This is a genomic window from Wolbachia endosymbiont (group A) of Portevinia maculata (genome assembly GCF_964028525.1).
Taxonomy (GTDB): Bacteria; Pseudomonadota; Alphaproteobacteria; order Rickettsiales; family Anaplasmataceae; genus Wolbachia.
In genome coordinates, this window is the sequence record NZ_OZ034786.1 from 115,757 (window position 1) to 140,185 (window position 24,429).

The 24,429-nt window shown below is 35.9% G+C and carries 21 protein-coding genes; 7 read left to right on the forward strand and 14 right to left on the reverse strand.

The annotated features are described in order from the left end of the window. Nucleotides 1–155 precede the first annotated feature (155 nt). Complete coding sequence (locus tag ABWU36_RS00560; RefSeq protein ID WP_353272873.1) at nucleotides 156–1,559, forward strand: hypothetical protein; 1,404 nt, start codon at nucleotides 156–158, stop codon at nucleotides 1,557–1,559. A 206-nt stretch (nucleotides 1,560–1,765) separates the two neighbouring features. Here the strand turns inward: ABWU36_RS00560 and pstB are convergent, their stop codons facing one another. The 8 genes from pstB to ABWU36_RS00600 all read right to left on the reverse strand — a co-directional run bounded on the left by pstB (nucleotide 1,766) and on the right by ABWU36_RS00600 (nucleotide 8,397). After that, complete coding sequence (pstB, locus tag ABWU36_RS00565; protein ID WP_253307333.1) at nucleotides 1,766–2,524, reverse strand: phosphate ABC transporter ATP-binding protein PstB; 759 nt, start codon at nucleotides 2,522–2,524, stop codon at nucleotides 1,766–1,768. After that, nucleotides 2,521–3,306 (reverse strand): 4-hydroxy-tetrahydrodipicolinate reductase, encoded by a 786-nt coding sequence (dapB, locus tag ABWU36_RS00570; protein ID WP_253307334.1) that lies wholly within the window; start codon nucleotides 3,304–3,306, stop codon nucleotides 2,521–2,523. The genes pstB and dapB overlap by 4 nt, the downstream gene beginning before the upstream one ends. A 470-nt stretch (nucleotides 3,307–3,776) precedes the next feature. After that, entirely contained in the window at nucleotides 3,777–4,682 is a 906-nt protein-coding gene (locus tag ABWU36_RS00575; protein ID WP_353272874.1) for an Rpn family recombination-promoting nuclease/putative transposase, read from the reverse strand. A gap of 334 nt (nucleotides 4,683–5,016) precedes the next feature. Continuing rightward, entirely contained in the window at nucleotides 5,017–6,033 is a 1,017-nt protein-coding gene (gene holA / locus ABWU36_RS00580; RefSeq protein WP_253307336.1) for a DNA polymerase III subunit delta, read from the reverse strand. Nucleotides 6,034–6,038: 5 nt separating this feature from the next. Beyond that, on the reverse strand, nucleotides 6,039–6,227 hold the full coding sequence (locus ABWU36_RS00585; protein ID WP_096618007.1) for a hypothetical protein: 189 nt from the start codon (nucleotides 6,225–6,227) through the stop codon (nucleotides 6,039–6,041). Nucleotides 6,228–6,358: 131 nt separating this feature from the next. Beyond that, complete coding sequence (locus ABWU36_RS00590) at nucleotides 6,359–7,168, reverse strand: metal ABC transporter permease (RefSeq protein WP_253307337.1); 810 nt, start codon at nucleotides 7,166–7,168, stop codon at nucleotides 6,359–6,361. A 1-nt stretch (nucleotide 7,169) separates the two neighbouring features. Then, nucleotides 7,170–7,526 (reverse strand): Mth938-like domain-containing protein, encoded by a 357-nt coding sequence (locus ABWU36_RS00595; protein ID WP_353272875.1) that lies wholly within the window; start codon nucleotides 7,524–7,526, stop codon nucleotides 7,170–7,172. Between the two features lie 4 nt (nucleotides 7,527–7,530). After that, nucleotides 7,531–8,397: a 4-(cytidine 5'-diphospho)-2-C-methyl-D-erythritol kinase gene (locus tag ABWU36_RS00600; protein WP_253307339.1), complete on the reverse strand. Its 867-nt coding sequence runs from the start codon at nucleotides 8,395–8,397 to the stop codon at nucleotides 7,531–7,533. Between the two features lie 81 nt (nucleotides 8,398–8,478). Here ABWU36_RS00600 and ABWU36_RS00605 point away from each other — a divergent pair, with 81 nt between their 5' ends. Then, nucleotides 8,479–11,949: a UvrD-helicase domain-containing protein gene (locus ABWU36_RS00605; protein ID WP_410541968.1), complete on the forward strand. Its 3,471-nt coding sequence runs from the start codon at nucleotides 8,479–8,481 to the stop codon at nucleotides 11,947–11,949. A 1,251-nt stretch (nucleotides 11,950–13,200) separates the two neighbouring features. Here the strand turns inward: ABWU36_RS00605 and ABWU36_RS00610 are convergent. Further along, nucleotides 13,201–13,491, reverse strand: a complete 291-nt coding sequence (locus ABWU36_RS00610) for a GIY-YIG nuclease family protein (protein ID WP_007549156.1) — start codon at nucleotides 13,489–13,491, stop codon at nucleotides 13,201–13,203. Between the two features lie 227 nt (nucleotides 13,492–13,718). Beyond that, a complete protein-coding gene (locus tag ABWU36_RS06800; RefSeq protein ID WP_410541960.1) occupies nucleotides 13,719–13,967 on the reverse strand; it encodes a JAB domain-containing protein in 249 nt (82 codons plus the stop codon). Between ABWU36_RS06800 and ABWU36_RS00620 the strand changes: the two genes are divergently transcribed. Continuing rightward, nucleotides 13,961–14,963 (forward strand): IS630 family transposase gene (locus ABWU36_RS00620; RefSeq protein ID WP_353272868.1). Its coding sequence is split into 2 segments (ribosomal slippage): nucleotides 13,961–14,470 and nucleotides 14,472–14,963, totalling 1,002 coding nucleotides; the frame shifts between segments, so codons are not numbered across the junction. The genes ABWU36_RS06800 and ABWU36_RS00620 overlap by 7 nt on opposite strands. Here ABWU36_RS00620 and ABWU36_RS00625 read toward each other — a convergent pair. After that, the gene (locus ABWU36_RS00625) at nucleotides 14,960–15,499 is read right to left on the reverse strand and encodes a RadC family protein (RefSeq protein ID WP_353272877.1); all 540 of its coding nucleotides are present in this window, start codon (nucleotides 15,497–15,499) and stop codon (nucleotides 14,960–14,962) included. The two genes, ABWU36_RS00620 and ABWU36_RS00625, sit on opposite strands and share 4 nt — an antisense overlap. Before the next feature lie 1,112 nt (nucleotides 15,500–16,611). Between ABWU36_RS00625 and ABWU36_RS00630 the strand changes: the two genes are divergently transcribed. The 3 genes from ABWU36_RS00630 (at nucleotide 16,612) to ABWU36_RS00640 (ending at nucleotide 18,502) form a co-directional block, all read left to right on the forward strand. Further along, on the forward strand, nucleotides 16,612–17,718 hold the full coding sequence (locus tag ABWU36_RS00630; RefSeq protein ID WP_353272878.1) for a D-alanyl-D-alanine carboxypeptidase family protein: 1,107 nt from the start codon (nucleotides 16,612–16,614) through the stop codon (nucleotides 17,716–17,718). 108 nt (nucleotides 17,719–17,826) lie between these two features. Beyond that, nucleotides 17,827–18,141 carry a DMT family transporter gene (locus ABWU36_RS00635; protein ID WP_064124961.1) on the forward strand — a complete coding sequence of 105 codons (315 nt, stop codon included), beginning with the start codon at nucleotides 17,827–17,829 and terminating at the stop codon, nucleotides 18,139–18,141. 16 nt (nucleotides 18,142–18,157) lie between these two features. Beyond that, nucleotides 18,158–18,502, forward strand: coding sequence for a DMT family transporter (locus ABWU36_RS00640; protein ID WP_264732404.1), 345 nt, complete (start codon nucleotides 18,158–18,160; stop codon nucleotides 18,500–18,502). Nucleotides 18,503–18,525: 23 nt separating this feature from the next. On the opposite strand, the gene ABWU36_RS00645 is transcribed toward ABWU36_RS00640, so the two are convergent. Beyond that, complete coding sequence (locus ABWU36_RS00645) at nucleotides 18,526–20,016, reverse strand: ankyrin repeat domain-containing protein (RefSeq protein ID WP_250294653.1); 1,491 nt, start codon at nucleotides 20,014–20,016, stop codon at nucleotides 18,526–18,528. 64 nt (nucleotides 20,017–20,080) lie between these two features. Continuing rightward, nucleotides 20,081–21,185, reverse strand: a protein-coding gene (gene prfB, locus ABWU36_RS00650) for a peptide chain release factor 2 (RefSeq protein ID WP_253308929.1) whose coding sequence is annotated in 2 segments (ribosomal slippage) — nucleotides 20,081–21,109 and nucleotides 21,111–21,185 — 1,104 coding nt in all. Because the reading frame shifts where the segments join, the coding sequence is not laid out codon by codon here. Between the two features lie 154 nt (nucleotides 21,186–21,339). Between prfB and mgtE the strand changes: the two genes are divergently transcribed. Further along, the gene (gene mgtE, locus ABWU36_RS00655; RefSeq protein WP_253308930.1) at nucleotides 21,340–22,710 is read left to right on the forward strand and encodes a magnesium transporter; all 1,371 of its coding nucleotides are present in this window, start codon (nucleotides 21,340–21,342) and stop codon (nucleotides 22,708–22,710) included. A gap of 353 nt (nucleotides 22,711–23,063) precedes the next feature. Here mgtE and ABWU36_RS00665 read toward each other — a convergent pair whose 3' ends face one another. Beyond that, nucleotides 23,064–24,407, reverse strand: a complete 1,344-nt coding sequence (locus tag ABWU36_RS00665) for a TrkH family potassium uptake protein (RefSeq protein WP_353272879.1) — start codon at nucleotides 24,405–24,407, stop codon at nucleotides 23,064–23,066. Nucleotides 24,408–24,429: the final 22 nt, after the last annotated feature.

Here is a 24,429-nt window from a genome sequence, read left to right on the forward strand (position 1 = left end):
TTTTCCTGCGCTAACATGGAAGTTCTTCTGCTCCACAAACAAATAGTATTGTGCTCAATGCTGCAAATGAAATAGCTATTTATTAATATATTAAGGAAAAAGTTGACTTTTTGTCTAAGATAATATAAAATAAAATAATAGTTGGTGAGGTAAAAATGTCAGTATCAAAAGAGCGTAAGGAATATTTACTAGAAAAGTTTAAATATGCTGCCAAAGAATTTGGCAAATCTGGTACAAAGTCCAATCATAAAACAGTACCAAAAGAACAGCAACTCTCTATTGATTTAGGTAACAAAAAAGTTTTTGGTATTATAAACAGAATTTTACACTGGATAGAAAGTAAATTTACATATTTTTTTCCACGCTATAATTTATTTTCAGAAGTTGGAGTTAAAGGAAGAAAAATTCCTAGAACTAATACAAAGGTTAAGTATTTTAACTCTGATGAACAGTTTGATCAAAGCAAATTTATTGGTGAGGAAGATGGGGAACTAAGGTTATACGACTTAGAAGGCAAGCTATATGATACAACTGATAAAATTAGTAAGGGTAAAAAAGGTTGTGTAGCTTATGTGATCACGCTTGATGGCAGATTGGTAACTCATGAACATATTAATGTTAATAAAAACGAGTGGGCTTATCGTCATTCAACTCTTGCAGGTGGTAGGCCAGTTTTATGTTCTGGTTTAATAAAAGTGGTAAATGGTAAAATAACTTATATAGACAATAATAGTGAGCATTATAAACCAGAATCAGCAAACTTATACAATGCAGTGAAAAAATTAGAAGGTCTATTTTCGAAAGATGCAAAAGTTGTCTGCTTACCATATTGGGTTGGCTTGCAAAAACAAATTCCGTTTATACGCAAAATTATTCCAGCTAAACAAGAGCCAGCAGAGGAATTCTTGAAAAGGATGGAGAAAAAAGGAAAAGATGGATTGACTCAATATGAAAGACATTTTAAAGGGGTAAAAGAATATAATGAACAGTATGAACAAAAGTTGCTTCTTGCAAGCTATAAGTCACCTACAAATGAACTGCCCTGCAAACCAACTATACATAAAAAACACAGGTTGAAATACTCTGAATATATTAACTTACACCTTAATTTTTTGAAAGAGTTCGATGAAAATCCCAAAGTGCAAAAAATGGCAATAGAACACTCAATAAGAAGGATTATTGGAGCAAATTATGGCCATAAACCTACAGTTGCGCTTGCTAAGGCACAGATAGCTAAAGATGGAAAGTTGCAAGAAACGGACGAAATAGTAGGTATAAATGTAACCTTTCACCATGAGAACGATTGTAATAGCTTTGCTAAATTTCTGAATCTCAAAAAGCATAGCTATAATTGCACATCTCATCTGAAGGACAAAGAAATTGATGAGCTTCTTAAATATACATATGACGAAAAAGATAGAGCCACTATAGAAAAATTAATGCCCAATAAACATACAGTTTTTATGAGTACAGACCAGGCTGATAAGTTTATAAAGGACACTTTACAAATTGAAATAGACAGTGTTGAACAATTGGGTATCCGTTTAGTGGAGCGTTAAAACAGATAAACAAAGCAAGACAAAAAGGTAATCAGAGAGTAAATGTGAGAGAACTCTGCAAAAATTTACAGTAAAAAATAGAAAAGTTAGAAGCAAAAAGAATGAAGTGGTATTTTTTGAATGATCCAACCGCTACCATGCTGAATGACAAATACGGCATACGGATACATTTTTTAAAGTAGCCAAGCTACTTTGATGACAGAAACCTAATGATCCAGGATATACTCCTTTGTTAAGGGAGATTGAGCATTTTCGAATATTTCTTGAGTGCTTCCAGACTCAACAATTCTGCCATTATGAAAGAAAATTACACTATCAGATAACTTTTTAGCTTGCTTCATTGAATGAGTTACCATAATTATAGTAAACCTTAATTTCAGCTCTTGTATAAGATTTTCGATTGCATTGGTTGCCATTGGATCAAGAGCGGAGCACGGTTCATCCATTAATAAAATAGTTGGCTTCACTGCAATTGCGCGAGCGATGCATAGCCTCTGTTGTTGGCCACCGGATAAATCGAGTGCACTATCTTGCAATCTGTCTTTTAATTCTTCCCATAAGCCAACTTTAGTTAAACTATTTTCCACCATCTCATTCAATTTTTGCTTATCCTTCACCATACCATGCAGTTTTGGCCCATAAGCAACATTGTCATATATTGATTTTGGAAAAGGATTTGGCTTTTGAAATACCATGCCAACTTTTGCTCTGAGTAGCACAACATCCATATCGCGTGAATATATATCACCCAGCCCATCGATATCTAATTCACCAACAGTTTTGCATCCAGGTACATAGTCATTCATACGATTAAAACAACGCAAAAATGTTGATTTACCGCACCCGGATGGTCCGATAAAAGTAGTAACTTTTCTTTTATAAATATTCAAATTTATATCGAATAAAACTTGCTTAGAGCCATACCAGAGATTTAAATCTTTAACAGAGGCACGTGTATTGCTCATATCACATCCTGCATTGAATAGAGCCCCGGAATTTCTCTTTTATTTTCATATAGCCATACTGCTGCTTGAACAGCTCCTCTAGCAAATGTTGTGCGATCAATTGCTTTGTGGTTTAGTTCTATCCGTTCATCAGAATTAACAAACATCACGCTGTGATCTCCTATTACTCCACCTCCACGAGATACTGCAAAACCTATTCCCCCCTTTTTTCTTATGTTTGAACCACTATGTAAATATTGATTGGACTGAAAATCCACTTTTGAAGCGTTAGCAATTGTTTTGCCAAGTTCTATAGCTGTTCCAGATGGTGAATCCTTTTTTAAGTTATGATGCATTTCCCAAATCTCAACGTCATATTCATTACCTAAAAGCTCAGCAGCTTTTTTTACCAATTTCAGCAACACATTAACCCCAACACTCATATTTGCTGACCATAATATTGGAACTTCAGCAGCATATTCTTTCAAATCGACACCTTCTATTCCAGTTGTGCCACTAACTAGCGGTGTTTTAAATTTTACAGCTGCTTTAAGGCAGTCTAACATACATTCTTTAGTTGTAAAATCTATTACAACGTCGGATAACTCAAATATGCCACTAATAGAACTTGTAACCTTGATTCCTAGATTGGCTATAATTGGTCCAATATCTGAATCTATGTACTTACTGCCTGAACGGGCAACAGCACCTGCTATTTCCACTTCGGCATTTGTAATTAATTCATTGAGTATTTTCTTGCCCATTCTGCCTAAGCAGCCTATTACTCCAACTCTGATTTTCATAAAGCTTTTTACGTTTATTAAGAATGTTATGCCTTTTTTTAAGCTCTGTCACTTCTGATCTATATTCTATAGCTGACCCAAGCAACACGTCATGCCGTTGCGGATAGATTCCGCTAACTAGTAGCGGAATGACGATTGTCGGTGAACCTAAGTTACTTTAGCTATAGCTGACCCAAGCAACACGTCATACCGCCGCGGCGCTAACTAGTAGCGGAATGACGGTTTTTCAAATTGTCGGTAAATCTAAGTCAGTTTAGCTATATATGACTCATTTCTTTACTGTAACTTAACAAGAACTGGTCTGTAGCTAATAGTTATTGACAATAAGGGTAATTAACTTTGATAAGAATCTTTTCTGTGTTCAATTGAAGTCTATATGTTCTGGAATATCTATATAGTAAATTATGCGGTAATCGTAGACTACGCTGCCCACTTAAATTATGCCACAAAGGTTTTCCAAGTGTAACCGTTCACAGATTTCCACTTAATTCTTCAATCTCACTAATAGAAAGGCCAGTAAACTTGACAATAGTGTTGACATCAACATTATTAGCCAGCATTGCTTTTGCGACTTCAATTTTCCCTTCAATTTTCCCTTCAATTTTTCCTTTCTCTATACCTTTTTGTATACCTTTCTCTTCAGCAAGATCAAGTCTGTATTCAAGAATGGCTTCTTCTTTCCGTAGATCCATTATTCTTTCTTCGTAAGCTACTAAATCTTTTTCGTTCCAACGAAACTTGTCTAATTCATCATATGCTAGCTTTATTATTGGCGCTTTTTCTGCTATCTCTTTTAAGTCCTCTTCTGTTGTTTCTTCTGCGTATTTAAAAAAGAAACACCACCTTTCTACTATACTTTCTAACTGCTCTACTTTACTTTTTGAAAATTTGGGCAATTCTATAAAGATAAATTGAAAATCTTTTAAGTAATGGCCGTTAGTTTTTATATCACGTATATTGTGAGTAGAAATATAATCAACTTCTTCAGGAAGTAAGTTACAATTTGATATAGCAATAAAGAAGACTTTCTTTAAATCAATGTAGTTGCCAGATTTATCTAATTGTCTTGAGTAGGCTTTAGCGGCATATAATTGAGCGCGTTTTTCGAAGCCCTTGTCTCTAGCGAGCTGCATTTCTGCTATATATCTATTTCCGTGAGAATCCTTGCAGAGAACATCAACAATACTTTGTTTATCAGAGGCAACTTCGGGATCCATAATAGTGCTAAGAAACTCAACTTCTTGTATTGCATTTATCTCAGTAAACCCTAAAATATCGTTCAAAAAGTGGATCAGGATATTCTTATTTTTTTCCGTTTCAAAGATTTTTTTGAAACACAAATCATTGCGAGGATCGAGAAATTTTGAAAGAGCCATGGCAAAAATGCTTGAAAATATTAATAATTATACACTATTATTAACAATTATTCAACCATATTTTTGAAGATAGCTATAGCTATGCTGCCGCGGTATCTCTTAGCATAGATCCCGCTAACAAGTAGCGGGATGACGAGGATGCCGCCGCGAACCGTCATAGCGCCGCGGCGCTAACTAGTAGCGGAATGACGGTTTTTCAAATTGTCGGTAAATCTAAGTCAGTTTAGCTATAGGCAGCAATTTTCTGTATTTATTTTAAATTGAAGAAAGCTCAAATGAAAGATCATGTTTTGCTAAAAATCACAGAATGCAGTCTGGTTACACCTTATTTTTGTTAGCTATAGCAAGTAATTGTATTTGTAATATGACAAATCACCTGCTGAAAAATCATTTTATGATCTAAATCAGTTTTTTTACAGGTAACTTCTAAGCTTATCAATTCTTCCAAAATCTTTTTAAGTTCTGAAAGTTGCAAACTTTTCAAATGAGATTTAAAGCTCTGCAATTGTTTAAAAAACAATGGAGGGCTTAGCTGATCAATCGCAGCCTGCTCACTCATTCCACCTTGCACTGACAGCAAAACGTTTTCAAGGCGTAGGAAATAATTTGATATAATGCGAATTAGCGCTATCGGTGAAAAATTTTCTTGCGATATCAATGCATCAGAAATTCTAATGAAGCGCGACATATCTTTACTTGCTATGGCAGAGCATAGATCATCAAGTGTAGCATAGTCGTTGCCGGAAGTTGAAAAGCATAATTCTATATCAGTAAGTTTTAGGTCTTTTCTCTCCCCTAAGTACAAAACTAACTTCTCAAGTTCTGAACATATAGGCAGCTTGCTATGATTAAAGTAAGATTGCAAATGGTAGATTATCTCATTTGTGCATTTTATATCATTTTGTTTTAAGTAACTTGATATAATGTCATAAAGATTGCTGTTGCTGTCCTTATAGCAAGCAATCACACCAAAAATTTTTGAACTCTCCATATAACTTTTAGTCGCAGAATTATATGGAAGATCACTTGCTACCATCATTACATAGTGACCACTTGCGTTATAATCCAATACGTTTTTTAACTCTTTGGATATACCTCCACTCACATTTATCAGCTTAATTAATTTTTTGCTGGTAAACATCGAAATGTTTGCCAATTCAGAAAACAGTAAACCGGGTGACTTATTCACTATTGCAAAATCCATCACCTGAACTGAATACTCATCCAAATTGGCAATTATTTCTTGTACATAAAAACCAACCCTACTGTTATCACTTCCATGAATTAACACACCACTTAAAGCATCAGGTTTCTCTAGGAATTTTTTAACTTTGGATGGTATGACCCTCATGCCATCTATATGATATCATTCTCATTTGATTGTACATGAGTATCCAAAGACTCTGAGTTTTCTTGCGCAATATTGTGCACATCATCTGCCGTACTCTGCACATTATCCGACTCTTCTGTTTTTCCTGTAATATAATTATAAAATTTTTTCACAGGTTGAGATATATATTTGGAAAAAAATCCTTCTTCGCTCATATTGCTTACTCCATAAAATTAACAGCTTATCATTAGCACATAAACAATAATATAGCAAAGACTATTTTGTGCTAAGATAGTGATGTTTTATAATGAGTATATTACAAAATTATTAACATTTGAGACTAAAATCAAGCCAACCTGCTTAATACTAACCTTATAAAATAAGCGATAATTAAATATACGGCTGCAACAAGTATAATTGCAGGTCCAGTTAACAAATCAAAACTTGCAGATAACATCAGACCTGATATCCCAGAAATCACAGAAAAAACTGTTGCAACAATAATCATCTGCATTGGAGTTTTCGAAATGAGCCTTGCAGATGCTGCTGGTATTAGCAAAAATGCAGCAATGAGTAATATTCCTATTAATTGGGCAGCAATTGCTATAAATATAGCAAGAGTGATTAAAAATTCTAGTCTAACAAAATTAACATTAATCTTCTCAACTACTGCTAAATCTTGATTAATTGAAATCATTAACCAATAACGCCATCTAAATATTAATATCAAAGTAACTATTACAGAGATTAAAAAAATCAATATTATATCACTTTGATCGAGCGTTAATATATCACCAAACAGTGAGCTAATAATACTATTATTGCCCGATGGAAGAAAAGACATAAGTATTAAACTCGATGATAAAACTACATTGGTAACAATGTTCAATATCGTATCAGCAGAATATAATCTGTTAAAATTAAGAGAAAGTAGTATAGCAAATGTAATTGCAATGAGCATTATGCTAAGCGATGGGCTAATCTTAAAGATTAAAGCAAGTGCAACACCAAGCAACGAAGAATGGGACAAACTATCACCAAGATAAGATAACCTTTGCCATATCATAAACGATCCTAAAGCGCCTGTTACTAGGCTAATTACGACTACTGCAACTAGACTATTGATGAAAAAGTCCTGGGTAAACATTTCAAGCATGCTATATGGCTATTAGATAACTGACAACAAATCTATCTTCGGATATTAAAACGTTATGGGTTCTGCATGCTGCACCGGTTGTCATAAATTCAAAATTTAAACCTTTTTGTTCCATAAGATAGGACTTCACTGAAGAACTTGGTATATTGCGTATTTTACCAGTACCTATTATCAAAATTTCTATTTCCTCTGTTAAAAAAGATTTAAAATGTTCCTTGCTATTTATATCACTTTCTTTCAATTTAATCACCTTTTCAGGAAAAACTATAATTGAGCCGCAATATTCTCTATTATTCACCAAAAATTTTCCTTCCCTGTAACCATTTATAAGATTTTTATTCTCGGAAATTAAGGGCATAAAGTCAAACTATTAATTGAGTGTCACATACCCACCATTCTGGTTGCTTTTCTCTGATATTAACTGCAGCAGCTTTTGCATTTTCCTCACTATCGAATATTCCAAAGCATGATACACCACTGCCTGACATGCGAGAAAGTATAGAGCCTTCTTGTGACTCAAGTGTTGATATCACATCCTGAATTTCAGGTACAAGGCTTATTGCTATTTCTTGAAGATCGTTTCTCGTCTCTTTAAGAAACTTCAACAAATCCTTTTCAGCGTCATCGCTCCATTTAATTGGCTCAGAAAATTCTCCTTCATGTTTGGAAAATACCTCTAGTGTGCTCAAAAACTTTTTTTTCGGCTTCACCAGTACTATATTTGTGGGTAGAGAGAATTTTTTTATGGGACACAATTCTTCACCAATACCTCTAACAAAAACTGGCTTGCTATCTATACTCGCAGGAACATCAGCACCAACGCTTAAAGCTATTTCATTTAAAATCGTCCTATCAATCTTCCACAGCTTCCCTAGTATGCGTACCACAGCTCCAGCATCTGAGGAGCCACTGCCCAAACCCGCAGCAATTGGTATATTTTTCACAACCTTTACAATGACTTTAGTTCGCGCAGGAGCATATCTAAGCAATAGATTAACTGCTCTCATTACGGTGTTGTACCTGTTATTAATTCTAAGTTCGGAATTTACAAATTCAACTGTAGAGTTATCGTATCTAGAATCCTTCTCACCTACTTTTATTTCCAAAAAATTAGAGAGATTAGCAAAGACAAATAAACCTTCAATCAAGTGATACCCTGTTTCTTTTTTGTCTACAACATGCAAAAAAAGATTGATTTTTGCAGGCGCCTTTACACAAAAACTTTTCATTATATATCTTCACTAAGATTATTTTTACATTATATGTATAATGCTATTTTAGTCAACTTCTATAAGGTTTTCGCACTTCTGATGAGATCAAATGCCATAAATCCCAATTTCTCTGTATGGGTAAATGCGTCCGCTGGTACAGGCAAAACAAAAATCTTAATAGACAGAGTATTGAGACTTTTATTAGAAAACAAAAGAAATATTCTCTGCTTAACGTTCACCAACGCTGCAGCAAACGAGATGGAGAATCGCATTCACAGCATACTCAGTAAGTGGGCAATATGCTCAGAAAGTGAATTAATAATGGATCTGGAACAACTAGACCTATTGCAAATCAGAAAAAAAGAAACCTGGATCCCAGTGTCAGCTACTTGGATGACAGGGGATGACGCAGAAATAACGGAGAATGATGCTGAGGTGATAGCACCACATAATCACGATTTAAGTGAAAATCCAGTAGCTCACCCTTCGACGTCATCCCAGCACCCCTATTTGTCATCCCAGCACCCCTACTTGTCATCCCAGTGCGTGACACTGGGATCCAGAAAAAATAAAGATTATTTAACAAGAGCAAGAAGGCTTTTCTCTGAATTGGAAAATCTTGGTCTAACTATACAAACCATACACGCTTTCTGTTACAAACTAATTTCCAACTTTCCCATAGAAGCTGGCATCGCCCCAAATTGTACGCTGAGTGAATGTAAAGAATTACATTCCATCATATTAAATAAAGTGCTTCATAACGAAACTGTGCAGGATGATATCAATCTTATTGCGGCTGAATTTGATGAAAATAAGCTACGCGATTTGCTTTATACTTTATGTATAAAAAGATCGATATCAGAAAATGATTCAGAATATATCAAAGATAAACTCAGTGCTCCAGATGAAATTCATGACTTACAGAGTGAAACGACTGAGCACATAAAAAGATTAGCCGAGATATTAAGTGAAGGCAGTAAAAGAGATCAGAGTTATAGTGAAATACTTTATTCTACTGTCATCCCAGTGCTTGACACTGGGATCCAGAAGAAAAGAAGTGTAGATTCCAGCGTCACGCGCTGGAATGACACCAAAATAGAAAACCTAGCCAAGGTATTTCTCAAATCAGAATCGCACGAAAAAAAGAGCATATCATCCATTGCAACAAAAAGTACTTTGGAAAAATTTAGAGATGCAGAGCAAATAATAGAGAGCGTTCAGAATGTAGTGTTTACTCATATAAAAGACATGAACTCTTATCAAATATTCAAGAGAACCAGTAGCTTACTTGGTATATTTAAAGTATATGTTGATCTATACAGTAGCGAAAAATCAAAAAACGCACTGCTTGACTACAATGATATAATTGGCTTAGCAACAAATCTTCTCAGCAATCCAAACTACAAAGATTGGATATTGTTTAACTTGGATCAAAAAATAGATCACATCCTTGTTGACGAGGCACAAGACAATAGCATCAGCCAATGGAAAATTATAACAAATCTCTGCGATGAATTTTTTGCCGGTAATGATGAAAAGCGAACCTTATTTGTAGTTGGTGACGTAAAACAATCCATATACAGATTTCAAGGAGCAAATCCCCATCTATTCAACTACATGCAACAATACTTTCATACGAAAACTGGTGGCAGAGATTGGATATCATGCCAACTTGAAAAGTCATTTCGTTCAACTCCAGAAGTTTTAATGCTTGTAGATAGAATATTTAATAACTTCCGCGCAGAAATATCTTTTGTTGATAATGAAATAAAACATGTTCCACATAGAGAGAATGACCAAGGATATATTGAAATTTGGCCAGCGTTACCAAAGTGTAAAGAGAAAGAACAGCGAGCTTTACAAATTCCTCTGACATGCAGGGAAAATTATATAATAACAGATCGATTACTTGCTCAAACAATAGCCAACAGAATTCACAATTGGTTAAACGAAGGGCGGATTTTAGTCGCTAAAGATCGCCATATAGAGCCAAGGGACATTGTGATTCTGGTACGGCAACGAAACGTGTTAGTTGATTACATAATAAGCGAACTTAAAAAAGCAAACGTGCCAGTTGTAGGCCGAGATTATTTTAGAATTATGGACTATATAGCCGTGCAGGACTTAATAGCTTTGGCCGAATTTTTACTCCTCCAGGCAAATGATTTAGCTCTTGCAAATGCTTTAAAATCACCGTTATTCAATTTTACCGAGGATGATTTATTTAACATTGCATATGACCGTAAAGAGCATTCACTATGGGAAAGAATTCGGGATTATTCTGTGGTTATCTATAGTGAATTAAACTATCTCATTAACTTATCTCACATAGAGTCTCCTCTTGCACTATTTACACATATATTGCGTACAGGTAAGAAGAAATTTGCTGCAAGGCTAGGTCTTGAGTGCTTCGAGGTTCTAGACGAATTTATGAACCTTGTGTTGCAATTTGAAAACCCATCTCTTCAAGCGTTTGTTCAGTGGATCAAGGAGAATAACCCGGAGATTAAGAATGATATGCAATCAGAACGCAATGCTGTGCGAATAATGACAATTCACAAATCAAAAGGTCTGCAAGCTCCCATAGTATTTTTGGTTGATACAAACACAGTGCCAAGAAACAGTGAAAGCATTATCTTTGATGGAACGGAAGTGCCATTTTGGTGTGGAAAAAACAATAACGCTTATTGTGATCAAGTAAAAAGAGAGAAAAAACTAGAGGATTATAACGAATATTTGCGTTTATTATACGTAGCACTCACACGTGCTGAAGATGAGTTATACATCTTAAGTAAAGAGCCAGTGCAAAAGGGCTCTTGGTATGATCTAATCACTCAGTATGGAGAACCATATGAAAAGAAACAAGCATATTTACAGCCAATATTTAAAGAAAAAGTTGAAGTGCTATGTGTGAACGCAAACTACCCTTACATTTATAAAAAACGTGATTATTTTGACGTTCCAGTCATTTCCCTTCCGCCAAACCTATCAATGTCATTCCAGCGCCCTCTTTCGTCATTCCAACATCCTTCCTTGTCATCCCAGCGTCCTCCCCTGTCATCCCAGTGCTTGACACTGGGATCCAGTAAAAAAGAAGGAAAATCAGCATCAGCTACTTGGATGACAGATGGTTATACAAGAGGCTTAATAATCCACAGCATATTACAATATATGCCCAAGATAGAAAAAGAAAGGAGAAAAAACTGGGTCAGAAAATATCTTGACAATATAAACACCAGTGAAGATAAGGATGAAATTTACAGTAAAATATTGGCCTTTAATGAAAAATATGGCTATTTGTTTGACTTAGAAGGCAAATCAGAGATTACACTGAGTGGAATAATCGATGGCGAACCAGTATTAGTACGACTAGATAGGCTATGCATAACGCAAGATAAAGCGATCATAATTGACTACAAATCACACCGTAACGTTTCTGTTTCCTTATTAAATGAAATAAAAAAGCAAATGCTGACCTATAAAACCTTAGTACAAGAAATATATCCAAACAAGCAAGTAGAGTGTGTGGTTATTTGGGTGGAAGATTTAACCATTCAATCTGACCTTTAACGAAACTTGATTACAAGAAATAGCTACTACGTCATACCCCGCGGTATCTCTTAGCATAGATCCCTTACTTAACCGTCATACCGCGATTCATTCGCGGTATCTCTAGATCCCGCTAACAAGTAGCGGTATGACGAATTAATTAACTGTCATGCCACCACGAACCGTCATACCGCGATTCATTCGCGGTATCTCATCAGCTAACAAGCAGCGGGATGACGAGGCTTATCGTCATGCCGCCGCGAACCGTCATACCGCGATTCATTCGCGGTATCTCATCAGCTAACAAGCAGCGGGATGACAGCAGTCCTACGTCATACCGCTGCGGATAGATCCCGCTAACAAGTAGCGGGATGACGAATTAATTAACTGTCATGCCGCCGCGAACCGTCATACCGCCACTCCTTTCTCGTCATGCCACCACGAACCGTCATACCGCGATTCATTCGCGGTATCTCATCAGCTAACAAGCAGCGGGATGACAGCAGTCCTACGTCATACCGCTGCGGATAGATCCCGCTAACAAGTAGCGGGATGACGAATTAATTAACTGTCATGCCGCCGCGAACCGTCATACCGCCACTCCTTTCTCGTCATGCCACCACGAACCGTCATACCGCGATTCATTCGCGGTATCTCATCAGCTAACAAGCAGCGGGATGACAGCAGTCCTACGTCATACCGCTGCGGATAGATCCCGCTAACAAGTAGCGGGATGACGAATTACTTAACTGTCATACCACCGCGAACCGTCATACCGCCACTCCTTTCTCGTCATGCCACCACGAACCGTCATACCGCGATTCATTCGCGGTATCTCATCAGCTAACAAGCAGCGGGATGACAGCAGTCCTACGTCATACCGCTGCGGATAGATCCCGCTAACAAGTAGCGGGATGACGAATTAATTAACTGTCATGCCGCCGCGAACCGTCATACCGCCACTCCTTTCTCGTCATGCCACCACGAACCGTCATACCGCGATTCATTCGCGGTATCTCAGCAGATCCCGCTAACAAGTAGCGGGATGACGAATTACTTAACTGTCATACCACCGCAAACCGTCATACCGCGATTCATTCGCGGTATCTCATCCGCTAACACGTAGCGGAATGACGAATTACTTAACCGTTATCCTGCTGCTCCTTTCTCGTCATCCCGCTACTCCTTTCCCGTCATACCGCTACTCCTTTCCCGTCATACCGCTACTCCTTTCTCGTCATCCCGCTACGTGTTAGCGGGATCTCAGCATAGCTATCTTAAAGCTAAGTAATATAAGTCAACCCAGCTAGGATTCTTTTGATTGATCAAATTAATTTTCCACTGCCTTGGCCATTCTTTCAGGCGCCTTTCTCTTGCAATAGCTAAACTTATATCTTCAAACTCTTCAAAATATACAAGTTTATTTACATTATATCTTGATGTAAAACCTGAAACAATTTTGTTTTTGTGTTCCCAAATCCTCTTGATCAAATTTGCAGTTACACCAATATATAATGTGCTATTAGCTTTATTTGTAAGTATATAGATATATGATAACTTCATCTTAATCGTTTATAGCTAAAGTAACTGAGGTTTACCAACATTATACTACACCATCGTGCCACAATAAAACTTACCGTCATCCCGCCGCGCCGCTAACACGTAGCGGGATGACGAGCTTATCGTCATGCCGCCGCGAACCGTCATCCCGTCACGGTATCTCTTAGCCGCTAACACGTAGCGGAATGACGATTGTCGGTAAATCTAAGTTACTGTAGCTATAAAAGCTTTCACAACAACCTATTTTCCTTGAAACTAAAATAGCTACTGAATGTAATAATAATGTGGTCTATTAATTCTATTCCTATACTTTGGCAAGCTTCTGCTAGTTGCCTAGTGAGAGATATATCGCTATTTGAAGGTTGTGTATCTCCGCTTGGATGATTGTGATACCAATTCCCACTATGTAAAGAACAGATAGACAATAATGGGAAAGAAGTGATACTAAAGTAGATAAAATAGAGAGGTATAAATGGCATTAAGGTCAAAACTATTAGACGAAAAAGTTGTAAATTTGGCGAAAGAAATGTTAAAAAAGGTCAGAAATAACGCATATGTTTCAAAAAAGTTACAAGCGGTGATAGTAGGAAAAGAAAGTAGTATAAGCGCTGTGGCAAGAATATGTAAAATTTCAAGGACTGCTTTGACTGAATGGATAAAGCATCTAAAATTTGGTAGAGTAGAAAGATTATTTGCCCCGTCTCAACGGCGAAGGAAAAGCAAATTAAACAAAAATCAACGTGAGCAAATTGAAATATGGGTAGAAAGAAATCCAAATATTACTATTAAGGAAGTGCAAATAAAAATCTCAGAGGAATTTGGCCTAAACATTAGCAAATCAACAGTGCACCGTGAGATACAAAGGATGAAATTTTCTTACATAACACCGAGGCCAATTCACCATAAACAAGATAAAAAAAAGCAAGAAGAGTTTAAAAAATACTTCAATAAAATAGTCAATTCCCACCCTGAAAAGGAGGTATTTTTTTGATGAATCACGATTTGGAACTCATTCAAAAATCGGACACGGATGGTTTAAAAAAGGGGTCAGAACGCAGGTTAAAATGAAAATTGGTAGACAAAATTTCTATATCTACAGTGCAGTAAATCCAAGAAGTGGTAAGAAAATTAGCCTACTTGCTCCATATGTAAACACTGATTGTATGAATATATTTCTGGAGCAGATGTCGAAAGATTTAGGCACGAAAAAAGTCTTTCTTGTAATGGATTGTGCAGGTTGGCATAGATCAAAAAGTTTGAAATTTCAGGAAAACATTACCATTATATACTTGCCTCCTTATTCACCGGAACTGAATCCTGTTGAGAGGCTGTGGCAATATATCAAACACAATACTTTACGCAACAGAGTCTACGATACCATAGGCTTACTTGAAGATGTTCTGTGTAATTTTATTGTCAGTATTTCCAGCACTACTATTAAACGAGTTTGTAATGTTTCTTATTTGTTCGATTAGTAATGGAATTTGGTATGAGATATTACAATGGATGTTGAACCAATCAAAAGTGCGCGCTTGATGATCTCTCTGACATAAAGAGGAGTTTGATCTACTGTACCAACGTTTTGCAGGTCTTCCGCTATTAGACGATACTTTTTATTCATATAGATGACGCGAAAATTTTCCTTATTGAGGCTTCCTATGCTTATTCTTAAATAATCAAGCAATTTTTCCCAGTTATCGATTATAGGCAGGTCTTTTATTTCTTCTCTTGCAGAACGAACAAAGGCTTGTTTCACACAAAAGATGGCAGATATTGCTGCATTGCTGACACCATCAACATTTTGCAGTGCTTCCAGGTCAGCATTAAAAACTTTATTCAAACTGCCAAAATTTTCTATCAAACTCTTTGCTATCGGCTTTACATCAATTCTACTGTATGCTGAATATAAAATGTGCTCTAAAACTTCATAATCAAGTAATGATTGTCCATTATCTAAAATAATTTTCTCTCTTAGGTGCTTTCTATGCCCCTTTTCGTAATTTTTCATCATTAGTGAATTGCTTATCTCTTGTATAATAAGAAGTTAGATTTTTAAGTAAAATATTTAATAAAGCGCATGACGCACAATTGTAAGAACATTCATTTTTAAAGACAGTAAATTGTGTCATCAAAGTAGCTGACGCGAGCTCTACGTCATACCGCAATTCATTCGCGGTATCTCAGCAGATCCCGCTAACAAGTAGCGGGATGACGAAGTTATCGTCATGCCACCGCGAACCGTCATACCGCCGCGGTATCTCTAGATCCCGCTAACAAGCAGCGGGATGACGAAGTTATCGTCATGCCACCGCGAACCGTCATATCGCCGCAGACCGTCATACCGCCGCGGTATCTCTAGATCCCGCTAACACGTAGCGGGATGACGAAGTTATCGTCATGCCACCGCGAACCGTCATATCGCCGCAGACCGTCATACCGCCGCGGTATCTCTAGATCCCGCTAACAAGCAGCGGGATGACGAAGTTATCGTCATGCCACCGCGAACCGTCATATCGCCGCAGACCGTCATACCGCGATTCATTCGCGGTATCTCAGCCGCTAACAAGAGATCCCGCTAACACGTAGCGGGATGACGGTTGTCGTTTAGCCATAAATATTTAAGAAATTTACCAAACGAAAAAAAAGGCAAAAGAAGCCCTAGTCATTGTCTACTTTCAGTATTGGCGTTTTTTAAGTCTTAAACACTGCAATTTAGCTGCTTTTAAATGCAACTCACCTTTGTTTAAATGTTTAAGAAATTTACTAAGCAGAAAAAAAGGCAAAAGAAACCCCGTGTTAGCTAGTTGTCACTCTCTAATCCTGCAAATTGGCGTACTATACTGTCTTAAACGACTTATAAGCGCGTTTCAGCTTATATAGGTAAAAACCCAGAAATGTTGTGAAGACATAAGGTGCACATAGTGCAAAAAATTAAAAATAAGACGCCAACTACGTTGTTTTCTTGCTGTTTAATCTGCACAGATGAAGATAACTGAATACCTTCACTATCATAATAAGGGGGCTGGCGGAGTTTGTCAAGCAAGTTTTATGCAAGAGATCTATTGAAATGCCCCTGTAAAATTATACTATTAATTAGTGCACTGTAAATTTAAAATTATAGATATGTTAAGCAGATTGGTAATTTTGCTATTAGTTTTTATACTTCCTTTTTCTTCATACTCATACCAGTTTAGAACCAAAGCAAAGCAAGCAGTAGTCTTAGATTTAGCTTCAGATTCATTCATTTTTGACCATAATTCTGATGAAAAAATGGCCCCATCTTCAATGAGCAAGCTAATGACTTTATATATAGCCTTCGATTATCTAAAAGCTGGAATAATACACATGGAGGATAAATTTCGAGTAAGCAGAAAAGCGTGGGAAAGAAAAGGCTCTTCTATGTTTTTGAAAGAAGGTCAATCCGTTACGGTGAGGGAATTACTCGAAGGAATTACAATAGTCTCAGGTAATGATGCCTGCATAACACTAGCCGAGGGTATTGCAGGATCAGAAGAGAATTTTGTGGCTGAAATGAATGAGGTTGCACAAAATTTGAACCTGAATGACAGTCATTTTGTCAACTCAAGCGGGTGGCCAGATGGAGATCATTTTATGAGCGCAAAAGACTTGGTAATGCTGGCAAAAAGGATTTTCACTGATTTTCCTGAATATTACGATTTATTTTCTGAACAATATTTGACATATAACGAAATTGCACAAAAGAGTAAAAATCTTCTACTTTTTCACGACATTGGGGTTGACGGTTTAAAAACCGGTTATACAAATGCTGGTGGTTATGGCATTGTAGCATCTGCAAAACGAAATGATAGGAGAATTTTTGCTGTCGTAAATGGTTTAAACACTGAGAAAGAGCGAATAGAAGAAGCAAAAAGACTGATACAATACTCCTTAAAACATTTTAATACTAAGAAAATATTTGCTAAAGACAGTGTAGTTGAGGAAGTAAATGTTCTCTATGGAAAAGATAAAAAAGTGCCTATTACAGTTGCAAACGATGTTACCATAACTTACAACCGCAAATTGCATGACCAAATTAAGGTGCGTATTGAATATAAAGATATGATACCTGCACCCATTAAAAAAGGTCAAGAAGTGGGCAAAGTTTTTGTAGAAATACCAGGTGTTGAGCAACAAACTACGCCTCTTTATGCAGCAAATGACGTACAGGAATTGAATTTCGTAGAAAAGTTTTTTAGAATGTTATTTTAAGTTTAATATATTGGCTTTCAAAGCAATTTCGAAAGAGAGATCTATTGCACTTTAGTGTAGTTTTAACTAACAATTTCTGTTACAATACAAGATTGAAATGTTACGAAAATGTGCTGGTTATATTTGTTGCTGTCTAGTATCCTAGAGATACTGTGGGCTGTAACGTTAAAGTTTAGTAACAGTTTTACTAAAGTTGTGCCTTCGATTGCAACATTGGTAATTATGATCATTAGCATTTACTTTTTATCTCTTGCAGCATGCTTTCTACCTATTAGAGTATGCTATGCAGTTTCCTCTGGAATATGCACAATTGGAATAACTATAATTGGTGCAACCGCTTTCACAGAGAATATTAATTTATCTCAAGTTTTATGTATCATTTTAATTGTAATAGGAACCATAGGGCTAAAGCTCTCTATTTAAACCTAAAAATTTATGCATGAATTGGATATATTTACTCTTATCGTCACTAATTGAAGTGTTCTGGGTCATAACACTTAAGCATAGTTGTGGATTTACTCATCTCGTACCATCAATAATTAGCATACTCTCCATGGCTCTTAGTACGTATTTACTTTCGCTCGCTATACGTTCTATACCTATCGGAGTATGCTATGCAATTTGGACTGGAGTAGGTGCTATAGGAGCTTCGATACTTGGAGTTTACCTATTTAATGAACCAGTTAATTTATTCGAAGTAATATGCTTTATTTTAGTTACATTCGGGATTATAGGATTAAAATTGTTTGATACTGCAAAACAAACTGTTGATAAAATGGAATAAGAGATCCCACAATTGGAATTATATTAAGGAAATACTTCCTGCACATTCCCATTTACGTTTTGCGCTTCTTTCGTTTCATCCATTTTAGTACTAGGTTCTAACATTCTAACTGTAGTATAAGCTACCGCTAATGCTGCTGCTACAACTGTAACTACTGCTCCTATTACAGGATATAGCCCAGCTGTAATTGTTCCAATTGCAAAAAGTGTTATCGTTATAGCAGTACCAAACAATATTGTTAAACTGAAAGCAACAAGAGATATTTTACCCTGTTGGTCATGTCGTTTCATTCTTTCTTCAGATAAAAGAAAATTCACATGCCGAACTATATAATGATTTTTGTCAAAATCGCTCGGAATTTTATTATCATTATTCTTTGACAAAAGATCTGCTCTTTTGCCTATTAAAGTCTCAATTACCTCTTTGCAACCACGTCGAGCAGCCATATGTAAGGGAGTGCATTTATCTTTATCTACTGCATTAACCTTTGCTCCTGCTCCTATTAGAGCTTTTGCTGTCTCTTCATTCTTGGCATTATGCAAGGGAGTGCGTTTATCTTTATCTAATGCGTTAACATTTGCTCCCGCTCCTATTAGAGTTTTTACTGTCTCTGCATCTTCAGCAAAATGTAAAGGAGTACATCCATATTTATCTGCTGCATTAACATTTGCTCTTGCTTCTACTAGAATTTTTACTATCTCTTTACGGCAAAATTGAGTAGCTATATGCAAGGGAGTGCGTTTATCTTCATCTGCTGCATTAACATTTGCTCCTGCTCCTATTAGAGTTTTTACTGTTTCTTTACAACCATATTGAATAGCCAAATGTAAGGAAGTGCGTCCATCTCTATCTATTGCATCAACATTTGCTCCTGCTTCTATTAGAGTTTTTACTATCTCTATGCGACCTTTTTTAGCAGCCAAATGTAAAGGAGTATTCCTATATTTATCTACCGCTTTGACATCTCCTTCTCCTTCTATTAGAGTTTTTACTATCTCTATGTAACCTTTTTCAGTAGCCAAATGTAAAGGAGTATACCCATCTTTACTTATTGCATTAACATCTATATCTTCTCTTTTCAATAGGAGATTTACTACTTCTGTTTGACCATTTTCACAAGCCAAATGCAAAGGAGTACATTCATGATTATCTTTTTCATTAACATCTGCTCCGTTGTCTATTAGAGCTCTTATTGTTTTAGTGCAGCCACGGCGAGCAGCCTTACATAAAGGAGTGTCTCCATATCCATTTTTTGCATTAGCATTGATTCCTTCTACTCCCAATAGAGCATTCACCACATTTTCTAAATTATTGTGGATAGCTAAATGCAATAATCCATATTCTACTGCAAATAAGTGGTTTACACCAAAACCAGCTCCTTCCCACTCTTTATATTCATCTGAATATTGTGATAATTTCTCTTTTATCTTTCCAATTACGTTATCTTTACTTAAATTTTTGTCAGCATCAATTGCACTTAGCATTCTTTCCCACTGCTCGTGTTCAATTGTCATAACTTTACTCCTACTTTAACAATATTTTAATTATCATATATTATGACAAGAAAGTTAACCCTACCTAATTTTGCTTAGTAAGCACACTAACTATGAAACAATCTATATTACCATCAAAAACAGAATTTATATTACCCACTTCATGTCCAGTTCTTAAATCCTTCACCATTTGATATGGATGCATAACGTACGATCTGATCTGATTGCCCCAGCCTATATCGCATTTTTTACCATATTCTTCAGCCATCTTTTGTTCTTTTTTTTCCAGTTCAATTTGGTACAAACGTCCTTTAAGTAATTTTAACGCCTCATCCTTATTTCTGTGTTGAGAACGACCATTTTGGCATTGAACTACAACACCAGTTGGAATATGCGTAATGCGTACCGCACTTTCAGTCTTGTTCACGTGCTGACCGCCTGCTCCGGAAGCACGGTAGGTGTCGATCTTTAGATCCTTTTCATCCACAGCAATATCAATTGAATCTTCTATCACTGGAGTTACTCCTACACTTGCAAAACTGGTATGACGTTTACCATTTGCATCAAACGGCGATATTCTAACCAGCCTGTGAATTCCACTTTCACTTTTTGCCCACCCATAAGCTTTTTCTCCAACGATTTTTATCATTGCAGACTTTATACCAACCGACTCTCCTTCTAATTTTTCTACAACTTCAACTTTAAAGTTGTGATAAATTTCTGCCCATCTTACATACATGCGCATCAGCATTTCAGCCCAATCATTGCTCTCTGTTCCACCAGCTCCTGAGTGGATTTCTAAAAAGCAGTTATTGTTATCTGCTTCACCAGTAAATAAGGATTCTGTCTCTTTAAGTTTGATTAATTTCTCTAGCTTAGCTAATTCACTTTCAACTTCAGAGAAAAATTCTTCATCATTCTCATCAATAGCAGACTTCATTAAGCTAATGGCATCGTTGTAATCGCTTTCCAACTTTAAAAACAACTCTACGTCATGCTTAATTTTAGAACGTTCTTTTAAAATTTCTTGTGCCTTTTGATTGTCTTGCCACAGATTATCATTCGACGCTTGGGAATCCAGCTCTTCAAGACGCAACTTTAATTTTTCTATGTCAAAGACACCTCCTGATAAGAGAAATACTTTTATTTAAGCCTTGAAAGTATTCGAAAATTTCTGAATAAGTTTTCATTATACTTTAGATTTTAATATATTTACTATTACTAACAATAACAGCAAACAAAATAGAAATTTAACCATATGATAGTTAATTCAAAATAATTTCATTATACTTTAATGTTTAAGGAAATCAAGTGTGTATATTTATTAAAAAATAAGGTAAAGTAATGAATATTAAAATAAGTTCTCATTATGGTTTAGACAAAAAGGCTATTGATGACTTAATAGAGTCACTTGATAACGAGGAGCTAGAAAATGTTTGTAATATTGTAAAAACGATAGATAGCGTTCAGTTAGCTTATTTTTTATCTACTTCAATCAGTGATCACAGGGAGAAATTAGTTAATATCCTCGATCAACATTTGTTAAGTGATGCCCTAGTGCATGTAGTGCCAGATTTACAAAGAGAGATCATAGAAACATTGGGAATAGAAAATACAGCAAAGTTACTAATGCTCCTTGATGTAGAAGATATAGTAACCATAGTGAAAGATTTGGATAGAAAGTCTATAGAAAACATACTTAACTACTTACCCAATGCAACTCAAAAATTAGTAGAGGAGTTGTTATCATACCCAGAAGAAAGTGCAGGAAGGTTGATACATAAAAATATGGTTATAGCTCCATATTATTGGACGATAAATCAGCTAATGGAATTCTTGCGCAACTATAAAAAAATACCAGAAAGATTTCACCAGATATTCATTATCAACTCAAAATTAGAGCCTATAGGCAGTGTTAATTTAAATAAGGTAATATCTCACTCAGGAGACACAATAATAAAAGAGATAATGGATCATGACATAAAAATCATTAAAACTGGAGTAGACCAAGAGGAAGTAGCAAGAATATTTAAAGATTACTCTCTATTATCGGCTCCGGTAGTAAATAAGAATGGTAAAATTATTGGTGTGATCTTAATTGAAGATGTGATAAAAGTTGTTCAACAAGAAACAGAAGAGGATGTACTCAAAATAAGCGGTGTATCTTCTAAAGCCGATATAAATGCCCCTATACATAAAACTATAATTAAAAGGCTACCTTGGTTACTGTTTAACCTCTTAGCTGCAACAATGTGTTCCATAGTAGTTGGCTTTTTCGATGATGTAATAAAAAGTTTTATAGTACTGCCAATAATCATGCCGATAATTGCATCAATGAGCGGAAATGCAGGATCCCAAACAGTAACGCTAACCATCCGGGCAATCGCAACAAAATATCTAACTGAGCAAAATGCAAAAAGAGTACTGATGAAAGAATTTTTAATAGGTCTTATAAACGGGGTAATTTTATCTACCATTTCACTCGTAGTATTAGCAATAAGATTTCACAATTTCAAAGTGGAGATGATTTTTGTGGTCTCCATGATTATGATGTCAATTATTGCAACGTTCATCGGAACTTTCATTCCTATAATGCTTCACCGTTTAAAGTCTGACCCTGCAGTTTCTTCTTCAATCCTAACATCGGCAACAACTGATATTCTCTCAGCTCTTATGTTTCTTGGTTTAGCTACGATCTTTTTATTAAACAGCTGATACTATCTATAGCTATACCGCGATTTATTCCATAGCTGTACGAACATTCATTTTTAAAGGTAAACTGTACAGCGAATGGTGTCATTCCAGTGCTTGACACTGGAATCTAGCCTTTTCATAATCATCAAAATGTTGTATTTTTACATAAAATGGCTACTTTTATGCTTACCAACTTAATAAAATTCCTGGATCCCAGTGTCTGGGCACTGGGATGACACCCTCCTGATAGACAATGTTCGTACATCTGTAGATTTATTCGCGGTATAGATTCTGCTAACAAGTAGCGGAATGACGGTTTTTCAAATTGTCGTAAGTCAGTTTAGCTATAATATCAAGTTTCACAACTTTACCAACTATTTCTTTCTATTAAATAAGAATAAATTACCTATACAAAAATAGATTGGCAATATTTCAAGTCTACCAAGCAGCATCAAAAACGACAAAAATAATTTTACTTCATTACTGAAAGAAGAATAGTTACCTGAAGGGCCTATTAAATTACTAAATCCCGGGCCAGAATTTGTAAGCGTTGCAGAGACTGAACTGATGCTAGTTATAAAGTCTGCATTGCTTAAGTAAGACATCACTATTGATGAAATGGTAAACGTTAACATGAAAATTGCAAAAAATATAAAGACAGAGTGAACTTCATCATTCTCCAGGGTTTTTCCGTTGAATTTTACCCTATTACCTGCACCTGGGTTTAATAAAAGGCGAAAGTGATTTCCTATAGACTTTAGAAAAATGATCAAACGAAAGATTTTGATGCCACCACTTGAAGAACCACTACATCCACCAACAAAGGTTAGAAAAAAAGCTAAGACTGAAATGAAGCTCCAATCTATATGATTATAGATTGCATAACCAGTTGACGTAATTAAAGAGGTGATGGTAAACGTGCTGTATCTAAATGATAATGACACTCCTAAATCAACATTTTGATACAACCAAAAACAAGCAAATAAAGATGAAACAATAGCTATCTTAACAAAGTAAGAGACCTGTTCATCATAGCAAATGTCTAACCGTCTTATGATTTTTAAATAGCTAAAAAAAGGCAGAGAACCCAAAATCATAAAAATGATCGTTATGACTTCTAACATAGGGTTATTGTAGTGCCCTATAGAATCATTATAGTTAGCAAATCCACCAGTTGATACAGCGGACATTCCGTGACATATTGCGTCAAATAGTGGCATGCCAGCCAGATAATAGGAAAATATACATAACAAAATTAGGCCATAATATATTGCTGTAATATGAATTACTACGCTTCGCGTGTTCGGCAACTTCCTTTTTGTAGCATCTGAATATTCAGAATAAAGTAAATTATTTAGGCTGAGAATCTTAAACATAGGAAAAACTGCAATTCCTAAAGTGATTACACCAAAACCCCCCATGCCATGTAGCATTGCTCTCCATAGCAGTATTCCTGGAGATTGTTTTTCAATATCATTAAATATAGTTGCCCCTGTGGTTGTGATGCCAGATATCGTTTCAAATAATGCATCAACATAGCTCAGATTGTCAAAATAGAAAGGAATAGCTGCAAACAAAGACAAGGCAATCCAGGTGCAACTAGTAATTGCAAAAATTGCCGGCATGCCATTTAATTTACCGAGTAAAATAAAAATTACGCCAGATGTGCAGGTAATTATGAATCCAGCGAGAAAATTTTCCATTCGTAGCTGAGACATTTATTAGTAATAGCAGGAATAA

Bases quoted from the DNA above. Each gene is read 5' to 3' on its own strand.
- ABWU36_RS00560 (WP_353272873.1), top strand. From the start codon at position 156: ATGTCAGTATCAAAAGAGCGTAAGGAATATTTACTAGAAAAGTTTAAA.
- pstB (WP_253307333.1), bottom strand. From the start codon at position 2,524: ATGAGCAATACACGTGCCTCTGTTAAAGATTTAAATCTCTGGTATGGC.
- dapB (WP_253307334.1), bottom strand. From the start codon at position 3,306: ATGAAAATCAGAGTTGGAGTAATAGGCTGCTTAGGCAGAATGGGCAAG.
- ABWU36_RS00575 (WP_353272874.1), bottom strand. From the start codon at position 4,682: ATGGCTCTTTCAAAATTTCTCGATCCTCGCAATGATTTGTGTTTCAAA.
- holA (WP_253307336.1), bottom strand. From the start codon at position 6,033: ATGAGGGTCATACCATCCAAAGTTAAAAAATTCCTAGAGAAACCTGAT.
- ABWU36_RS00585 (WP_096618007.1), bottom strand. From the start codon at position 6,227: ATGAGCGAAGAAGGATTTTTTTCCAAATATATATCTCAACCTGTGAAA.
- ABWU36_RS00590 (WP_253307337.1), bottom strand. From the start codon at position 7,168: ATGCTTGAAATGTTTACCCAGGACTTTTTCATCAATAGTCTAGTTGCA.
- ABWU36_RS00595 (WP_353272875.1), bottom strand. From the start codon at position 7,526: ATGCCCTTAATTTCCGAGAATAAAAATCTTATAAATGGTTACAGGGAA.
- ABWU36_RS00600 (WP_253307339.1), bottom strand. From the start codon at position 8,397: ATGAAAAGTTTTTGTGTAAAGGCGCCTGCAAAAATCAATCTTTTTTTG.
- ABWU36_RS00605 (WP_410541968.1), top strand. From the start codon at position 8,479: ATGAGATCAAATGCCATAAATCCCAATTTCTCTGTATGGGTAAATGCG.
- ABWU36_RS00610 (WP_007549156.1), bottom strand. From the start codon at position 13,491: ATGAAGTTATCATATATCTATATACTTACAAATAAAGCTAATAGCACA.
- ABWU36_RS06800 (WP_410541960.1), bottom strand. From the start codon at position 13,967: ATGCCATTTATACCTCTCTATTTTATCTACTTTAGTATCACTTCTTTC.
- ABWU36_RS00625 (WP_353272877.1), bottom strand. From the start codon at position 15,499: ATGATGAAAAATTACGAAAAGGGGCATAGAAAGCACCTAAGAGAGAAA.
- ABWU36_RS00630 (WP_353272878.1), top strand. From the start codon at position 16,612: ATGTTAAGCAGATTGGTAATTTTGCTATTAGTTTTTATACTTCCTTTT.
- ABWU36_RS00635 (WP_064124961.1), top strand. From the start codon at position 17,827: ATGTGCTGGTTATATTTGTTGCTGTCTAGTATCCTAGAGATACTGTGG.
- ABWU36_RS00640 (WP_264732404.1), top strand. From the start codon at position 18,158: ATGAATTGGATATATTTACTCTTATCGTCACTAATTGAAGTGTTCTGG.
- ABWU36_RS00645 (WP_250294653.1), bottom strand. From the start codon at position 20,016: ATGACAATTGAACACGAGCAGTGGGAAAGAATGCTAAGTGCAATTGAT.
- mgtE (WP_253308930.1), top strand. From the start codon at position 21,340: ATGAATATTAAAATAAGTTCTCATTATGGTTTAGACAAAAAGGCTATT.
- ABWU36_RS00665 (WP_353272879.1), bottom strand. From the start codon at position 24,407: ATGTCTCAGCTACGAATGGAAAATTTTCTCGCTGGATTCATAATTACC.